Genomic DNA, 17,100 nt, shown 5'->3' on the forward strand with positions numbered 1-17,100 from the left:
TGACAAGATGCAGAAAAAGCATCGAGCGCTGTGGGGCTATCTATTTATTGGCCCCCAGTTTCTTGGTCTGTTATGTTTTTCACTGCTGCCCTTGCTGTATGCGTTTTACTTAAGCTTTGTCAATTGGGATGGTTTTGGGGTGCCTTTGTTTGTCGGCTTGGACAATTTTAAAGGTCAATTATCTGATCCTGATTTTTGGAAGGCACTCATTAATACGGTGTACTATATGGTGTTGGTCATTCCGGTGGGAATTGTGTTGGCTCTGCTCGTAGCCATCGTACTCAATAAAGTGAAGGGCAGGGAAATCTATCGCTTGTTTTTTTTCATGCCAGTCGTGACCAGTTCGGTATCAGTTGGGGTCATCTGGATGTGGATACTGAATGGTGAATTCGGCATTTTAAACCACTTGCTGCGAACGATTGGGATTGTAGGCCCGATGTGGCTTACCGATACGCATTGGGTAATCCCATCGATTGCTCTACTTAGCATATGGCTGGGACTGGGATACAACATGGTCATTTTTTTGGCAGGACTTCAGGGCATCTCCAAAAGCTATTACGAGGCAGCCGAAATTGACGGGGCCAGCAAGTTCCAGCAGCTAAGGTATATCACATTGCCGCTATTATCACCAACAACCTTTTTCGTCACCATTATGATGGTCATCAGCTCTTTTCAGGTGTTCGATCAGGCGTTCGTCATGACAAATGGTGGACCGGCCAAAGCAAGCTATACGCTTGTGTATCACATTTACGATCAGGCGTTCATTGATTTCACGATGGGAGAAAGTGCGGCAGCGGCAATGATTTTGTTCGTGATCATTCTCATATTTACACTGCTGCAATTTAAAATGCAAAAGAGGTGGGTGCACTATGGAGATTAGTTGCAGATGCAGGATGCTCCTGCGCCATGTGCTGCTCGCTGTCGGCTCTTTAATCATGTTTTTTCCATTTCTATGGACCATCCTCAGTTCTTTAAAGGATATCTCTCAAATTTTTGTCGTTCCGCCACAATGGATTCCCGATCCGTTCGTATGGAGCAACTATCCGGCTTCGCTGGAGGCCATGCCCTTCGTGCAGGCGTACATGAACAGCTTTTACATTACGTTTATCATCGTGACAGCGACGCTGATTAGCGCGTCTATGGCGGCGTATGCCTTTGCCAAAATCCGTTTTCCGGGTTCGGATATATTGTTTATTTTGTTCCTCGCTACGATGATGGTGCCTAAGCAGGTAACTATGATTCCGTTATATCTGGTGATGGATCGTATCGGTTGGTTGGATACGCACTGGTCGCTAATCGTACCCGGAGCCTTGTTTAATGCATTCGCAGTGTTTTTGCTCCGTCAATTCGTCATGGGTATTCCACGCGATCTGGAGGAAGCTGCAGTCATGGACGGGGCGGGATACATTCGCATTTACTGGAGTGTCATTCTGCCACTCATTCGTCCAGCATTGGCGGCGATCGGGATTTTCACCTTTTTGGGTGCCTGGAACAGCTTTCTTGATCCGCTGATCTATCTCAATACACCGGAGAAATTTACGGTTCCGCTTCTGCTCAACAATTTTAAAGGGCTATATACCGCCGACTGGTCACTGATGATGGCAGGTACCACCATCTCCGTCGTCCCGGTGCTCATCGTCTACATCTTCGCCCAAAAGCAAATTATTGAAGGCATTACCTTAACAGGCATCAAGGGGTAGGGCATTTCCCTACTCCTTTTTGTGTACTTTCCGATACTGTAATGGAGTACGCCCGGTGAAATGCTTGAATACACGGCCAAAGTGAGCAATGCTGTCAAAGCCCGTTTTTTCAGCAATGGCGGTCACTTTCCAGTTGGTTTCCTTCAAATACGCCCGAGCCTGCTGGACCCGTACATCCTGAAGATACTCGACCAACGTAAAGCCTGTAGTCTGCTTGAAAATGCGGCACAGATATGTGCTGCTAATATAAAAATGTCCTGCTAGTTGCTCCAATGATAGCTTCTCGGCATAGTGGGCATGCAGGTACTCAATCACCGAGTACACGCGCTGCTGCTGCTCGCTGCGTTCCGGCGCTATGGTTTCAGGAGCCGCTGATTGTATACGGCGGATTCGGATCAGCAACTGGAGCAACAGGCTTTGAAGATACATATGACGGTATGTATGCTCTTGACGGTATTCATCCAGCATTTGCTGGAACAAATGCTCCAGCTCGCGTTGTTCTTCCACGGAGGGGCGAAGCAAAAAGCTTTTTTCAGGCAAAAGTAGATGATTCTGATTGTCGGATGGAGTGACAGACGCGGACGAGCCTACAAACGCTTCATCAAAGTTGATCAAAATTCGCTCATGGCTGCCGTTCCCTTTGTTACTCGTACGGTGAAAATCATGTTTGCTAATCCAGATCAGATCGCCCTTTTGTAGCGCGTATACACGCTGATTAATGTAGTAGTAGCGCTCTCCTGCCAGCAGATAATAAATTTCATGCGCTTGATGGACATGGTCGGCAGACATGCTAAATGGCACCGTCCGAAGCGCTTGCTCGATGGTAAAAAGGGGTGTGGCAATCATCGCAGCGTTCTCCTTTATGAAAGTATTCATGAGGATAATATATGCATACTCTTTAGACGAATTCACAATAAAAGCGAAGATTTCGCTCTTTCTTATACTATAAAATATTAGTAATTCATGTAAAGGGTGTGAACCAATTGGCTAAAATCAAATATGCGCTTGTGGGCACCGGAGGAAGAGCTGAATTTTTTTACGGTGAAGTTGTTACCGTTTTCAAAGATACATCGGAGCTGGTCGCGTTCTGTGACGTCAATCAGACGAGAATGGATTATGCCAATCGGCTGTTGCAGGAGAAATACGATCACCAGCCGATTCCAACCTATAAAGCTCACGAATTTGACCGGATGATCGCGGAGACAAAGCCGGATATCGTCATCGTCACCACCATTGACCGGGTGCATCATCGGTATATTATCCGGGCGATGGAGCTAGGCTGTGATGTCATTTCCGAGAAGCCGATGACGGTGGACGAGGACAAATGCCAAGACATCCTGGATGCCATAGACCGCACGGGACGGAAGCTGCGCGTTACCTTTAACTACCGCTATGCCCCGCATAATACGAAAATCCGTGAGGTTATCATGGACGGGACACTGGGTGACATCTTGTCAGTCAATTTTGAATGGCTGTTGAATACTCAGCATGGCGCGGATTATTTCCGCCGCTGGCACCGGGACAAGCGCAATAGCGGCGGTCTACTGGTGCATAAATCGACGCATCATTTTGACCTAATGAACTTCTGGCTTGGCTCGAAGCCGGATACGGTATATGCGATGGGCGATTTGAAATTTTACGGCCGGGAGAATGCGGAGCAGCGTGGCGTGACGGAGTTCTATCAACGGGCTTACGGCAGCAAGGCGGCGGAAAATGACCCTTTTGCCTTACATCTGGATCGTAACGAGCATCTAAAAGGCATGTATCTGGATGCGGAGCATGAGGATGGGTATGTGAGGGACCAAAGCGTATTTGGCGACAATATCAGCATCGAGGATACGCTGAGTGTCATGGTGAAATATCAGAATAAAACGGTAATGAACTACTCACTGAACGCTTATATGCCATGGGAGGGCTTTATCATTGTATTTAACGGCACCAAGGGACGAATGGAAGTTCGGGTGTCCGAGCAATCCTATGTTAATTCCGGTGGCAGCAAGGCAGATGAGGGAGCGTTAAAAGAAAAAAACATCACGATTTATCCTCACTTTGCAGCACCTTACGAGATTGAAGTAGAGGAAGGCGTGGGAGGACATGGCGGAGGAGATCCGGTCATGCTGCGGGATATTTTCGATAAGCCGGCAGAAGATCGGTTTCATCGTGCGGCCTCCCATATTGACGGCGCATGGTCCATTTTAACAGGCATCGCCGCCAACCGCTCTATGCGCACAGGCCAGCCGGTGAAGGTGGAGCAATTGGTGCGATTATAACGATTGTAAGCTAGGAAGCATCATTAATAACAAGAAGCCCCTCTATTCAGATGAACAGAGGGGCTTCTTGTTTGCATTTAAAAAGCAGCTTATATCTTAGAGCACTATATTTTATTATTTTTCGGTCTTCAGCTCACGGGTTCCTAGTTGTTGTACAGGACGATGGTTATCGGGAAAAATGGCAGCAAACTGATTGATTTGGTCTGCTGACATTTCAATGGGCTGTTCCAGTACCGTCCAACTCACATGTTCTGTGCATGGCGGGGTAGTCAGTGATCCGTTGTAGCGAACGGAGTGCAGGTCTTTTGGCAGCAGCGAGGCAAGATTTATTTCTCCCTCCAAGTTCGCTTCTTGAGAGATACCTTTTGGCAGTTTGGACCAAATGCGGTTGAAAGCCTTGTTTTCTTTGCCGCTTTGAATAAGAACACCCAAGACGGCTGTGCTTCCGTTGTCGCTTTGATGAACAAAATGAAGCTCCATTTCAGCATTTTTGCCATCTATTTGGTGTTCGCTTGGATGATGAAAATGAAACTGCTTTAAAGTGAATGTAGTACCGTCCACAACAATATTATTGCTGGGACTAGCTGCATTGATTTGGATGGTATGTCCATTATTCAGTATGGATACTTTAGTGGTTGAATAATGAACCTGCAACGGTTGCTGCGTATGCGAAGCTTCCAGATGGGAATGCTCTATGTTGATGGGAGATTGTTCCTGACCGTTACCACAAGCGACGAAATCCTTTTCCAGCTCCCCCCAATGCTCGGGTCCCTCATCCCCTTCGTAGGACCAGTGCGGGCTTTTGTGAACAACTGCATGAGCGTTGTTAGCTGATGACGATGATGCGCTAGTAGGACTAGAAGTGGCGGATGATGTACAACCTGTTACCGACAGTGCCAAGATTATGGAAAATATGCTGAACAAGCAACCTCTCCAGTGTTTTTTCATGGTTCTTTATCCTTCTTCCAAATAGGGTATGTGAAACTTTTTACATTGTAAATTATTGTACAAAGTTCCTGCAAGGGTACAAGGACTTAGGAAAAAGGTAGAAATGGTTGCTTATTATTACCGGGATGTAGAGAGAATAATGGAGTGGTGAAATATTTGTTTGTCCTCTTTGAGGGAAGTAACTATAATAGTGGGGTGTGCATTACAAAATTATTCCATATCCACTCAAAGGAGAGATCTACATGAAAGCAGCAATTGTTACAAAAGACAAGAAAGTTAGTGTAGAAGAGAAACCTTTGCGCTCCCTGAAACATGGGGAAGCGTTAGTCCAAGTTGAATATTGCGGGGTTTGCCACACAGATTTACACGTAAAAAATGCAGATTTTGGTGATGTCACAGGCAGAGTTCTGGGACATGAAGGCATTGGGAAAGTCATTGAATTAGGTGAAGGAGTAACCAGCCTTAAAATTGGCGATCGCGTAAGTATTGCCTGGATGTTCGAAAGCTGCGGTCACTGCGAATATTGTTTAACCGGACGGGAAACTTTGTGTCGTGAAGTTAAAAATGCCGGATACACGGTAGATGGTGCAATGGCAGAACAATGTATTGTTACAGCTGACTATGCGGTCAAAGTACCAGATAATCTTGATCCTGCCGCTGCAAGTAGTGTAACTTGCGCAGGGGTTACAACATATAAAGCAGTTAAAGTAAGCGATATCAGACCAGGACAATGGATCGGTATCTTCGGTATCGGCGGCTTGGGTAACCTGGCTGTGCAATACGCCAAAAATGTATTCAATGCTAAAGTTGTAGCCTTTGACATCAGTGATGAAAAACTCGAACTGGCCAAAAAAATTGGTGCTGACTATATTGTTAACAGCATGAAAGAAGATCCAGTCGCCCGAGCTAAGGAATTAACGAACGGTGCTGGTCTGGATGCAACCGTGGTTACTGCTGTTGCCAAAACACCTTTCAACCAAGCTATTGACGTTGTGAAGGCTGGCGCGCGTGTCGTAGCTGTAGGGCTTCCAACCGATAAAATGGATCTGGACATTCCGCGTCTGGTTCTGGACGGCATTCAAGTAATCGGTTCTTTGGTCGGTACTCGTGAAGACCTTAAAGAAGCGTTCCAGTTTGCTGCAGAAGGTAAAGTTGTTCCTCTTGTACAAAAACGTCCGCTTGAAGACATCAATGAAATCTTCGAAGAGATGGAGCATGGCAAAATCCAAGGACGTATGGTCATTGATTTTACCAAATAAAATGATGTCCAATTCGTAACTCTTGGAATTCTAAGAGAGAGAAAGCGCCTGCTGATCTATTGCAGACGCTTTTTTTTCGCTTTACAGCTTATTCAGAATGTTATCCTCCAAAACCGCAGATTTATCCCCGTATTCTTTAATAATATGTCTTTCTCCCCAGGCACAAAGTGAATCCAAAATGCCTTTCAAACTACATCCATATTCACTTAGCTCGTACTCCACTTTGGGTGGAACCTGATTATAGCTAATCCGATTGACAATGCCGTCTTCCTCTAATTCACGAAGCTGTTGAGTCAGCATTTTTTGTGTTATGGAAGGCATCATTCGCTTTAATTCACTTGTTCGCATCTTTCCATGGGTCAAATGACACAGAATCACACACTTCCATTTTCCCCCGATCACCTCTAATGTCGCCTCAACAGAGATATTGTATTTTTTCTTTCCCAATGCCGATCCCTCCGTGTATGTCGCCTCTAGGGTACTTTTTGGTACCTATATCACTAAAAAGTACGTACTGTTCATAATTGATTGAATAACTCATAATAACATCTGCTGGTCAAAGATTACTATAGATAGGAGTGAAAAACATGTCGCCAGAATCCAAACGAAGTATCTGGCCATTACTGGCTTTAGCCGTAAGTGCCTTTGCCATTGGGACAACTGAGTTCATCAGCGTAGGACTGCTTCCCCTGATCGCTGAAGACTTGCACATATCCGTAACGATGTCCGCACTAACCGTAACGCTGTATGCATTAGGGGTTACCATTGGAGCGCCTGTGTTGACCTCATTAACATCGAGTGTTCCTCGTAAAACGCTGCTGCTGTGGATCATGATTGTGTTTATCGCAGGCAACAGCCTTGCTGCGGTCTCTAGCGGAATCACCCTGCTGCTGATTGCACGTGTAATCTCGGCATTCTCCCATGGAGTGTTCATGTCCATCGGGTCCACCATCGCGGCCGACCTTGTTCCCGATGATCGGCGGGCGAGTGCTATTTCGATTATGTTCTCCGGCTTGACCGTTGCCACCGTGACAGGGGTACCATTGGGCACCTACGTTGGTCAGCAATGGGGTTGGCGGGCTGCATTTATGGCAATTGTGGTCGTCGGTGTTGTGGCCCTCATTGCCAATCTGATTCTGCTGCCCTCTACGCTCCGGAAAGGGAATAAGACTCCTTTCAGCGAGCAGGTCAGACTGGTTACGAATGGTCGCTTGTTACTTGCATTTATCATTACTGCCTTGGGATACGGGGGCACGTTCGTCGTGTTTACTTATTTATCTCCATTACTTCACGACATAACCGGTTTTGGGCAAAATACGGTAACGTTCATTCTCTTATTGTATGGAATCGCCATTGCTATCGGGAATGTTATCGGTGGAAAAGCTGCGAATCGCAGACCGCTTTCAGCTTTATTCTACATGTTTCTGATTCAAGCTGTGATTCTGTTTCTGCTGTGGTTTACTGTGCCATACAAAACAGTAGGACTGATGACGATTTTCTTTATGGGGTTGCTTGCGTTTATGAATGTGCCGGGCCTACAGGTATATGTCGTCATGCTAGCCGAACGTTTTGCACCCAAAGCGGTCGATGTCGCCTCTGCTGTTAATATTGCGGCCTTCAATGCAGGGATCGCAATCGGAGCATATGTGGGAGGTATTGTGACGGATTCACTGGGTCTCATGCATACAACTTGGGTCGGTGGGGTAATGGTTTTGGTGGCGGTTCTACTGACAGTCTGGAGTCGCATGCTGGAAAAAAGGGATACAACCGCCTTGGCAGGCTAAAACTTTTAAAAATAGAGAGGAAGATACAAAATGACACAAAACCTACAAAGCACCACAACATTGCACAACGGAGTTCGCATGCCTTGGTTTGGCATCGGGGTATTTAAAGTGGAAGAAGGCTCAGAGCTGGTCCGTGCTGTAAAGGGTGCTGTAAAGCATGGCTACCGCAGTATAGATACCGCGGCAATCTATGCAAATGAAAACAGTGTGGGACAGGCTATTCAGGAAGCCCTCACGGAGAATAATCTGTCCAGAGAAGATCTGTTCGTCACGTCCAAAGTGTGGAATGCAGATTTAGGCTATGAAGAGACACGAGCAGCTTATGAAGCAAGCCTAGACAAGCTGGGACTGGACTATCTGGATCTATATCTAATTCATTGGCCAGTTCAAGGGAAGTACAAAGAAGCCTGGAGAGCTTTGGAGTCCTTGTATAAAGAAGGACGGATTAAGGCCATTGGAGTCAGCAACTTCCAAATTCATCATTTGGAAGATCTCATGCAGGATGCAGAAATCAAACCAATGGTCAATCAGGTGGAATTTCACCCGCAGCTAACCCAAACCGAGCTGCTGCAATTCTGTCAAAAGAACAACATTCAAATGGAAGCCTGGTCCCCGCTCATGCAAGGCCAACTGCTTGATCATCCGGTACTGCAAGACATAGCGAACAAGCACGGTAAATCGGTGGCTCAAGTGATTTTACGCTGGGATATACAGCAGGGAGTCGTCACCATTCCCAAGTCCACCAAAGCGCATCGAATCGTCGAAAATGCCGACATTTTTGACTTTGAATTGACGCGTGAGGATATGGATCGAATTCAGGCGTTAAATGCCAATTTGCGTGTAGGTCCAGATCCGGACAACTTCGATTTTTAAGTTCATCCCATCCTAAAACGCCGTTTCCTTCTCCATGAAGGGACGGCTTTTTATGCATGGTGAAACTGGAGCTACAGCAATCCAATCCTGCCATATGGTATTATAGAGTTATATGAAATGAGAAGTTTTGGACGCTTATGAAAATGAAAATCCCGGGGGACCTCATGAATAAGACAATTGCAGATATAGCCCAAATGGCTGGTGTATCCAAGAGCACCGTATCCCGTTTTTTGAACGGCGGGTCTGTCAGCCTGGACACTAAGCGTAAAATTGAAAAGGTGGTCAAAGCCACGGGGTATGTGCCCAATACCTTTGCCCAGAGTTTGAAGGCAAAACGAACCAACATTATCGGAACCGTCGTGCCACGGCTAGATTCCTTTGCGACATCCCATACGTTAATGGGGATTGATGAGGAACTGCGTTCCCAGCATTACCAGATGCTGATCTCGAATACGAGTCAGGATGTAAAGCGTGAAATCGAAGCGATCTATGAGTTCGCACGACAAAAAATTTCAGGCATCATTCTGCTGGCTGCCCAAATTACAGACGACCACCTGACCGCGATTCGAGACATCAGTATTCCGGTATTGCTAGTGGGCCAACAACATGAGCAGATCCATAGCCTTATCCATGATGATTATCGTGCCGGATATGATATCGGTGCATATGTCCTGTCACAGGGCCACCGTGAAATTGCCTATGTCGGTGTTACTGAAAGGGACGTTGCTGTCGGTGTGCAACGCAAAGAGGGCTTTAGGCAGGCTGTTCGCGATGCGTTACCTGCTACGTGTTATACGGACGAGGCGATGCGAGCCGCAGGATATGATATCAGATACTATGAAACCGGGTTTAAAATGTCCGATGCACGGATTGCTGCATCCGCCATCTTAGACAAATTCAAGCCATCGTTAATGGTGTGTGCTACGGATAATATCGCGCTTGGGGTAATCAACGCGGCCTATTCCAAAGGAATTATCATCCCGTCGGATTTGTCGGTCACTGGCTTTGGGGGATACGATATCACGGAGGTCATCCACCCTGCGCTAACAACTGTTCAATATCCGTATATGGAGGCCGGACGTGTAGCAGCCCAAAACATTGTACGGCTGGTAGAACATAAAACGGTAGAGCAAGTTACGGTCATGGATTATACCCTTATTGAAAGAGAAAGCGTTGACAAACGCTGAGCAGGTGGATTATAATTTCTTCGAAACCGGTTCCATTGCACTCTTGCACAATTGGAATCGGTTGCAAATCCATGGATGAGTATATTTTTTTCATTGTGTAGGAACCGGTTCCGTTTAATTTTTTTCATTGCATTGGAACCGGTTCCCAAAAATCAAGTTTTAAAAAATGAGGTACACCTATGAAAATGACAAAAGAACAAAAGTATCGATTAATCGAGCAGGCTGAGCCCGGTGAAATAGCGAGTTTGCAGAAAAAGGTGGAGCAATGTCCGTGGCGGCAGTCATTTCATATCCAGCCACCGACAGGTTTGCTCAATGATCCGAATGGATTCTCATATTATCAAGGTGAATACCATTTATTTTATCAGTGGTTCCCGCTAGGAACGGATCACGGAATGAAATATTGGTATCATTTGAAATCCCAAGATTTGGCCACATGGCATAGTGCAGGCATTGGCATCACGCCTGGGGACGATTTCGACTCGCATGGGGCGTATTCCGGCAGCGCGCTGGAGCATGAGGGCAAGTTATACATGATGTATACAGGAAATACACGAGACGAAAACTGGATCAGACATCCTTATCAATGCATGGCCGTTATGGATGAGAGCGGTCACATTACCAAGTGGGAGCATCCTGTTATTGACCATGTGCCAGAAGGCTATACAGACCATTTTCGTGATCCCAAGCTATGGAAGGACGGCGATAGCTTCTACTGTGTGATTGGTGCCCAGAGGACGAATTCAACAGGCTGTGTTGTCCTTTACCGGTCAACCGATCTTCATACTTGGCAGTTCGAGGGGGAACTGAGCACGGGGTTGGAGTCGTTTGGATATATGTGGGAATGCCCGGATTATTTCGAACTGAACGGAGCGGGTGTTTTGGTCTTTTCTCCACAGGGCTTGGAGCCTTCAGGGGATGAAAACCACAATATTTATCAATCGGGCTATGTTATCGGCAAACTGCTGGATACAGAGACAAGAACACTGGAGCACGGCGCATTCCACGAGCTTGATCGGGGCTTCGACTTCTATGCACCACAGACGATGATTGACCCGCAGGGGCGTCGTATTATGGTGGCCTGGATGGGGCTGCCAGATATCGAATATCCGACAGATCCGAACGGATGGGCCCATTGTCTGACATTACCGAGGGAACTTACGCTTCATGATGGGAAACTCTTGCAACGGCCAATCCCAGAACTAACCACGCTGCGTAGAAATAGGGAGGATCGAGTAGCTGATACGTTGTCCTCAGAGAGCAAAACCTATGAAGGATTTAAAGGTACAGCGTATGAGATGATCTGCGAAGTAGATCTTTTGGATGCCAAGGCATTCGGTATTGAATTCCGTGCAGGTGAGACGGAGAAAACGGTGATTAAATATGATGCCATTAGCCGTAAACTTGTATTGGATCGTACGCAATCGGGTGAGCCTGTAGCCACTTCGTACGGTGAAGTACGGCAGTGTGCATGGGATAAGGATCATATCAAACTTCATTTGTTTGTAGATATATCTTCGGTTGAGATTTTCGTCAATGATGGGGAAGAAGTGTTCACCAGTCGTATTTTTCCGCACCCAGAGAGTGACGAGATACGCTTTTTTGCCGACAAGGGAGAGGCTCTCTTCCAAGCGGTAAAATGGGATTTTACATGAGTAGGCTAATACAACAAGTGGATCGTTAATCAGCAAACATAACGGAATGAACGAGAGGATGAACATCATGGCGGAAAACAGAGAAATAGCTAAAGAAGTGATCGAAGCGATCGGCGGAAAGGAAAATATCGCTTCGTTTGCTCACTGTGCAACGCGCTTGCGGATTATGGTGCATGATAAGGAGAAGATTGATCAGAAAAAAGTTGAGGAGATCGACAAGGTTAAGGGTGCTTTCTTCAATTCAGGACAATATCAGATTATTTTTGGTACAGGAACGGTAAATCGGATTTTTGAAGAAGTTGAGAAGCTCGGTGTGACCGGTTCATCCAAAGAAGAGGTCAAGAGTCAGGCGAAAAAGGAGGGCAACGTCTTCCAGCGTTCGATTCGTACCTTTGGCGATGTATTTGTACCGATTATTCCTGTACTGGTCGCTACGGGGCTGTTCATGGGACTACGTGGCCTGCTCACTCAGCCGCAAATTCTCGCTTTGCTCGGCATGACGCCGCAGGATATTTCGCCTAACTTTTTATTATATACACAGGTACTAACAGATACGGCTTTTGCTTTTCTACCTGCGTTAGTCGCATGGTCAGCCTTTAGAGTATTCGGAGGCAGTCCGGTGCTGGGTATCGTTCTCGGTCTGATGCTGGTAAACCCAGCTTTGCCTAACGCGTATAGTGTTGCGGATGGCTCAGCCCAGCCGTTAACGATGTTCGGATTCATTCCAGTGGTGGGCTATCAGGGCTCAGTATTGCCAGCCTTCTTCGTAGGCTTGATCGGAGCCAAACTGGAGCGGGCGCTGCGCAAACGGGTGCCTGAAGCTCTGGACCTGATTCTTACACCATTTTTAACACTGTTGATTATGATCACTTTGGGGCTGTTTGCCATCGGTCCAGTGTTCCATTCACTTGAAGAATGGGTACTGCACGGAACAACATTTGTATTGGATTTGCCTTTCGGTATTGCGGGGATTATCATCGGCTTTTTGCATCAGATTGTTGTCGTTACTGGTGTGCATCATATCTTTAATTTTCTGGAGATTCAACTGCTTGAAAAGAACGGCGTAAATGCCTTCAATGCGATCATTACTTGCGCTATGGCTGCCCAGGGTGCTGCTTGTCTGGCGGTTGGCCTGAAAACGAAGGACAGCAAGCTGAAAGCGTTGGCGCTTCCTTCTTCGTTCTCCGCTTTCCTGGGGATTACAGAGCCGGCTATCTTCGGGGTCAACCTGAGATATATGAAGCCTTTTGTTATGGGTCTCATCGGCGGAGCGGTTGGTGGTTTTATTGCCTCAGTCTTGCATTTGGCGGCTACAGGGATGGCGGTTACAGTTATTCCAGGTACGTTGCTTTACATGAACCATCAGCTTCCGTTTTATATTTTGGCAAACTTGGCTGCGATGGCTGTATCTTTTGTCCTGACTTGGATGTTTGGCTTTAACGATAAAATGCTGGAGAAAGTCAAAACAGCAGGTTCTTCTAATTAATAACATCCACTCAGCACAAATACACGCAGATTCATGCGCGTAAGCATAAATATAATGGTCGCTTTTACATGGAGCGCTCTTGTCCTTTAATAAAGGATAATTAGAGCAGCATTCGATGTGAAGCGACCATTTTTTTATCTATGAAATTAAGCTTAGGTTATCAGATTAGACAATGGAGGAACGTTCATCCAGAAATTCGGACGGCGAGCAGCCTGTTAAGCGTTTGAAGATCCGATGAAAATAAGAAACATCACTATAGCCCACATACTCTGAAATCTCACGAATCGTTAGCCGCGACTCCGTCAACATGTAAATGGCGGTTTTAATACGTTGCGTATGTACATGCTCGCTAATCGTTTGGCGTGTAACCTCACGCAGCAGTGTCGCCGCATAGTTGGGGGTTTTGCGGATGGCGTCACCAAGCTCCTCTTTGGTTACCTTTTCCCTGTAGTGATTCTGAATATACTGCTTCATATGTTCCACATGCCGCTCTTTATCGCAAGAAATGGCGCCTTTGTCCCATTCCTGATTCATATAAATCATGGTCTCGGTCAGCAGGCAGTCAGCCATCAGAGTATAGTAGCTTGGGTGTTCTGTCCATTGATAATACATCGATTTGATCCGTTCATGCAGCATATCGTAGCATCCAGGCTTGATCAATAACGGCTTGTCTGTGTTCAGTATAGGAAGTGTACTGTTCGTACATGTTTTGCGGAAATGTATCACATACTTGGTATGGAAAAGCGTAGGAATACTCTTACCATAGTAACTCAGATGAGCGGGTAAAAGCAGTGCTTCACCCTTGCCAAGAATGAACTTGTAATCGTTCACCCAATATACACATTTGCCAAAGGTGACCAAAATGAACAGTAAGTCATCGTTGCCGCTATTTGCGCCAGCCTTTTCATACCAGTCCACACCGTTGTCCTGCCGTATATCCATCAATGTAATCACGAAACTCACTCCCCGATGTCTTCAACATTCACTATACTGTAGTACATTCATCATACTATAGTTCATAGTCTTGGTGCACGGGTACAGGTAGAATAGAGCTATATAAGTTTAATGTAGATAGAGAAGCAAAGTGGAATAGAAACCATACAGTAAAGACATTCAGGAGGATGACATTACTATGCTTAAAACGAAAATTATTTGTACTATGGGACCTGCCTGCGACTCCATTGATTTGTTAAAAGAAATGATCCAGGCTGGTATGACTGTAGCCCGCTTGAACATGGCTCATGGAGAGTTGGAGGATCATGTTAAACGTATTGAAAATGTGCGGCAGGCTGCGAAGGAAATGAATACCTGTATCCCTGTCATGATGGATATTAAAGGACCGGAAATACGGATTGGCAAGCTGAAAGAGGCATCTGTTCTACTGAAGCCAGGCAGCCAGCTCATTCTGACCACGGAAGAGATTTTAGGGGACGAGCATCGTATTTCGGTGAATTACCCGGATATGCCGAAGGACATCAAACCAGGTGACCGCATTCTCATCGACGACGGTTTGGTTGATCTGACTGTAACCTCCATCGAAGGAACCGAGATGATTTGTAATATCGTAAGCGGCGGTATTTTGAAGCCGAGAAAAGGTGTGAATCTGCCAGGAATTCATACAACTCTTCCAGGCGTAACAGAGCGTGACGTGAAGCACATTCAATTTGGGGTGGAGCAGCGTATCGAGCTTATTGCGGCTTCTTTTGTACGTAAAGGCGACGACATCCGTGAAATCCGTGAAATTTTGAAGGGACATCATGCCGAGCATGTACAGATTTATTCTAAAATTGAAAATGCCGAAGGTATGGAAAACCTGGATGATATCATCGAAGCTTCGGACGGCATTATGGTAGCTCGTGGCGACTTGGGCGTGGAAGTGCCAATTCAAGACGTGCCTGTGATGCAAAAAGAAATGATCGACAAATGTAATCTGGTCGGCAAGCCCGTTATCGTTGCTACTCACATGCTGGAGTCCATGCAGGTGAACCCGCGTCCGACGAGAGCTGAAGTTAGTGACGTGTTCAATGCCGTTATGCAGGGAGCTGACGTAGTGATGCTGTCGGGCGAATCTGCTGCAGGTAAATACCCTGTCGAATCCGTACGGACCATGGCTGCGGTAGCTGCCAGTGCAGAATCACAATTGGATTACCAGGAGCAGTTCGATAAGCGCAGAGCACGCCAAAGCACCAACATTACCGAAGTTATTAGTCAAGGTGCGGTAAGTTCGTCTCTGGAGTTGGATGCCAAAGCGATTATTACCTCGACTGCCAGTGGATTCACGGCTCGTATGGTGTCCAAATATCGTCCGAAGGCACCGATCATTGCGGTTACTCCGAATAACACAGTATTCGCTAAAATTTGCCTGTTGTCCGGTGTATTCCCGATTAAAGGGGATAAAGTAGCTACAACGGATGAAATGTTCGAATCTTCCATCCGTAACGCGCTGAATGCAGGATATATCCATAAAGGGGATACTGTAGTCCTGTCGGCAGGTGTTCCTGTCGCTGAGGCAGGCACGACCAATCTGATTCGGGTATATCAAGCGTAAGGTATATCAAATACAGAAAAGGCGCTGATCCTCTAAGGGTTCAGCGCCTTTTTTATATTCGGTCGTGTCCTAGGCTTACAGCCCGAACACACTTTTGGCAACGACTTGTGTCAGTTCTGCCTTATGGGCTTGGTATTGCTCTAGGGTAATGCTCTTATTGGCCAGTCGTTGATCCAACTGCTCTGTCAACTGAGCTACCTGTAGATCAACGATAGCCTGAGCATCCTGATTATTGGTTTGTGCAATATCAGCCAAGGTTTGACCATTATATAACGCATCATATAATTGCTCATCCGAGGATATACCCAGTGCTTTCAACAGATCATCATCCTTGGAAGCTTCATTGTCCTGTACATGCAGGGCTCTCTCTGGAGCCAGTGCAGCAGCATTAGCACGACTTCCCCAAGTAGAAGACTGCCCAATAGATAACGCCAGTAACAGTGTGCAGATGACCAACATTCGTTTTCGATTCATAAGTGTAAATCTCCTTTTGTGTTTCATTAAATTTCTGACGGGGTGGAACGGTATATGGATATCCAACGGGAGTGATGTTTATGCCTTTAGCCCATCCGGCTTATGTAGTTACCAGATTCTTAAATACATCATACACGCCCAATCTTAGCGCCAGCTTAATACTCGTTTAAAATAAACTAAAAGAGAAGATTGTAAACAGGTTACGCCAAAAATAATTCACAGATGACAAAAAGAGGATATAAAAAACCTCCTTCACAGAAGTGAAAGAGGTTTTAGACAACTACATCAAATTACAATTTAGGATTTTTCCCATACTTATTGTCGCCAGGCTGACTGTCTAGGCATGTGAATACAAGCAGCACAATGCTCCCAAAAGGAACCAATGCGATCAGGATCCACCACCCGGTTTTGCCGGTGTCGTGTAGTCTACGGAAAAGAACTCCCAGAGACGGTAACAAAACAGCCAGACCATAGATAGATGACAATACGAAAGGAAGTCCCAAGAGGAAATCCAACAAGTATAATACCAGACCAGCTATCGCATTGAACAGAGTAAACATCCAGTATTCTGTACGTCTTGCTCTACCTTGAAATCCTACATAGTTTTGAAGCACTTTTAAATACCATTGCATAAATTTTCACCTCCTCACAAAATGTAAAAATTTGTATTATATTCGTCGTAAAACAATTCTTTTTAGATATATCGGCAGGTAACATATAGAATTTTACTTGTAAAATTATAACTTTAAACTAGGAATTAAAGCAACACATTTATTAAGGTTAATAATTAAATAAATAATTTATAAAAATATAAAATTACATATTGAATTTTCCATACCCATTGAATAATATAGAGATACGATTAACCGTCAGGTTTGAATCGTCCTTCTTAGCAGAAGAAGGTTTTATTTTTCAA

Annotated in this window: 16 protein-coding genes; 10 read left to right on the forward strand and 6 right to left on the reverse strand. The window is 45.7% G+C overall.

Going from position 1 to position 17,100, the window contains the following annotated elements; translation table 11 throughout:
- The first annotated feature begins 7 nt into the window (after positions 1 to 7).
- Complete coding sequence (locus tag ACN6NF_RS01255) at positions 8 to 880, forward strand: carbohydrate ABC transporter permease (RefSeq protein ID WP_474314427.1); 873 nt, start codon at positions 8 to 10, stop codon at positions 878 to 880.
- Entirely contained in the window at positions 870 to 1,700 is an 831-nt protein-coding gene (locus ACN6NF_RS01260; RefSeq protein WP_474314429.1) for a carbohydrate ABC transporter permease, read from the forward strand. Before ACN6NF_RS01255 ends, ACN6NF_RS01260 begins: the two co-directional genes overlap by 11 nt.
- A 9-nt stretch (positions 1,701 to 1,709) precedes the next feature.
- On the opposite strand, the gene ACN6NF_RS01265 is transcribed toward ACN6NF_RS01260, so the two are convergent.
- Positions 1,710 to 2,546 (reverse strand): helix-turn-helix transcriptional regulator, encoded by an 837-nt coding sequence (locus tag ACN6NF_RS01265; protein WP_474314432.1) that lies wholly within the window; start codon positions 2,544 to 2,546, stop codon positions 1,710 to 1,712.
- 137 nt (positions 2,547 to 2,683) lie between these two features.
- Here ACN6NF_RS01265 and ACN6NF_RS01270 point away from each other — a divergent pair, with 137 nt between their 5' ends.
- The gene (locus ACN6NF_RS01270) at positions 2,684 to 3,970 is read left to right on the forward strand and encodes a Gfo/Idh/MocA family protein (protein WP_474314434.1); all 1,287 of its coding nucleotides are present in this window, start codon (positions 2,684 to 2,686) and stop codon (positions 3,968 to 3,970) included.
- A gap of 114 nt (positions 3,971 to 4,084) precedes the next feature.
- On the opposite strand, the gene ACN6NF_RS01275 is transcribed toward ACN6NF_RS01270, so the two are convergent.
- A complete protein-coding gene (locus ACN6NF_RS01275) occupies positions 4,085 to 4,918 on the reverse strand; it encodes a carbonic anhydrase (RefSeq protein WP_474314436.1) in 834 nt (277 codons plus the stop codon).
- A 242-nt stretch (positions 4,919 to 5,160) separates the two neighbouring features.
- Between ACN6NF_RS01275 and adhP the strand changes: the two genes are divergently transcribed.
- Complete coding sequence (adhP, locus tag ACN6NF_RS01280) at positions 5,161 to 6,177, forward strand: alcohol dehydrogenase AdhP (RefSeq protein ID WP_016820203.1); 1,017 nt, start codon at positions 5,161 to 5,163, stop codon at positions 6,175 to 6,177.
- Positions 6,178 to 6,258: 81 nt separating this feature from the next.
- On the opposite strand, the gene ACN6NF_RS01285 is transcribed toward adhP, so the two are convergent.
- Positions 6,259 to 6,624: a winged helix-turn-helix transcriptional regulator gene (locus ACN6NF_RS01285; protein WP_013308345.1), complete on the reverse strand. Its 366-nt coding sequence runs from the start codon at positions 6,622 to 6,624 to the stop codon at positions 6,259 to 6,261.
- Between the two features lie 140 nt (positions 6,625 to 6,764).
- On the opposite strand from ACN6NF_RS01285, the gene ACN6NF_RS01290 reads away from it, so the two are divergent.
- The 5 genes from ACN6NF_RS01290 to ACN6NF_RS01310 all read left to right on the forward strand — a co-directional run bounded on the left by ACN6NF_RS01290 (position 6,765) and on the right by ACN6NF_RS01310 (position 13,162).
- Entirely contained in the window at positions 6,765 to 7,961 is a 1,197-nt protein-coding gene (locus ACN6NF_RS01290; RefSeq protein WP_474314440.1) for an MFS transporter, read from the forward strand.
- A 30-nt stretch (positions 7,962 to 7,991) separates the two neighbouring features.
- The gene (locus tag ACN6NF_RS01295) at positions 7,992 to 8,834 is read left to right on the forward strand and encodes an aldo/keto reductase (protein WP_474314442.1); all 843 of its coding nucleotides are present in this window, start codon (positions 7,992 to 7,994) and stop codon (positions 8,832 to 8,834) included.
- 164 nt (positions 8,835 to 8,998) lie between these two features.
- Positions 8,999 to 10,021, forward strand: a complete 1,023-nt coding sequence (locus tag ACN6NF_RS01300) for a LacI family DNA-binding transcriptional regulator (protein WP_474314444.1) — start codon at positions 8,999 to 9,001, stop codon at positions 10,019 to 10,021.
- Between the two features lie 179 nt (positions 10,022 to 10,200).
- Positions 10,201 to 11,676 carry a glycoside hydrolase family 32 protein gene (locus ACN6NF_RS01305; RefSeq protein ID WP_474314445.1) on the forward strand — a complete coding sequence of 492 codons (1,476 nt, stop codon included), beginning with the start codon at positions 10,201 to 10,203 and terminating at the stop codon, positions 11,674 to 11,676.
- Between the two features lie 67 nt (positions 11,677 to 11,743).
- Positions 11,744 to 13,162: a sucrose-specific PTS transporter subunit IIBC gene (locus ACN6NF_RS01310; RefSeq protein WP_474314447.1), complete on the forward strand. Its 1,419-nt coding sequence runs from the start codon at positions 11,744 to 11,746 to the stop codon at positions 13,160 to 13,162.
- A 165-nt stretch (positions 13,163 to 13,327) separates the two neighbouring features.
- On the opposite strand, the gene ACN6NF_RS01315 is transcribed toward ACN6NF_RS01310, so the two are convergent.
- Complete coding sequence (locus tag ACN6NF_RS01315) at positions 13,328 to 14,116, reverse strand: helix-turn-helix transcriptional regulator (RefSeq protein WP_474314449.1); 789 nt, start codon at positions 14,114 to 14,116, stop codon at positions 13,328 to 13,330.
- Positions 14,117 to 14,294: 178 nt separating this feature from the next.
- On the opposite strand from ACN6NF_RS01315, the gene pyk reads away from it, so the two are divergent.
- Positions 14,295 to 15,710 (forward strand): pyruvate kinase, encoded by a 1,416-nt coding sequence (gene pyk, locus ACN6NF_RS01320; protein WP_019685852.1) that lies wholly within the window; start codon positions 14,295 to 14,297, stop codon positions 15,708 to 15,710.
- Positions 15,711 to 15,785: 75 nt separating this feature from the next.
- Here the strand turns inward: pyk and ACN6NF_RS01325 are convergent, their stop codons facing one another.
- Both ACN6NF_RS01325 and ACN6NF_RS01330 read right to left on the reverse strand, forming a co-directional pair.
- Positions 15,786 to 16,184 carry a hypothetical protein gene (locus ACN6NF_RS01325; protein WP_137077651.1) on the reverse strand — a complete coding sequence of 133 codons (399 nt, stop codon included), beginning with the start codon at positions 16,182 to 16,184 and terminating at the stop codon, positions 15,786 to 15,788.
- 290 nt (positions 16,185 to 16,474) lie between these two features.
- Complete coding sequence (locus ACN6NF_RS01330) at positions 16,475 to 16,816, reverse strand: DUF805 domain-containing protein (protein ID WP_016820212.1); 342 nt, start codon at positions 16,814 to 16,816, stop codon at positions 16,475 to 16,477.
- Positions 16,817 to 17,100 lie beyond the last annotated feature (284 nt).

It is taken from the genome of Paenibacillus sp. TSM33 (assembly GCF_056099025.1).